General features: G+C 53.1%; 1 protein-coding gene. It reads right to left on the bottom strand.

The genetic code is table 11. The features are described from left to right. Nucleotides 1–69: 69 nt before the first annotated feature. The coding region (locus AAEY78_RS13725; protein WP_352339906.1) for a TetR/AcrR family transcriptional regulator at nt 70–260 on the bottom strand (191 nt) is incomplete at its 5' end.

Raw genomic sequence — 260 nt, 5'->3', positions numbered from 1 at the left:
ATATAAATTCTATACTATATGTATTCTATGTTACTTCTAATTATTATTTTTCTATTTTCTGTCTATCTACTACACTTGATCTTGGACGTCCTCTAACGAGCCGGACGCGCGATGCCAGTCCTCGAACAGGTCGTCGAGCACGCGGCGGTACAGCGCAAGCTTGGTCGGGAAGTAGTAGTGCACATTCGCCTTCGGCAGGCCCGCGCGCTCCGCGATCATCGCGGTGCTGGCGCCGGCGAGCCCGCGTTCCGCGAATACGG

Source organism: Psychrobacter sp. 16-MNA-CIBAN-0192 (assembly GCF_040309565.1).
In the GTDB taxonomy this organism is placed as follows: Bacteria; Pseudomonadota; Gammaproteobacteria; order Pseudomonadales; family Moraxellaceae; genus Psychrobacter.
This window is presented reverse-complemented; position numbering and strand designations above follow the sequence as displayed.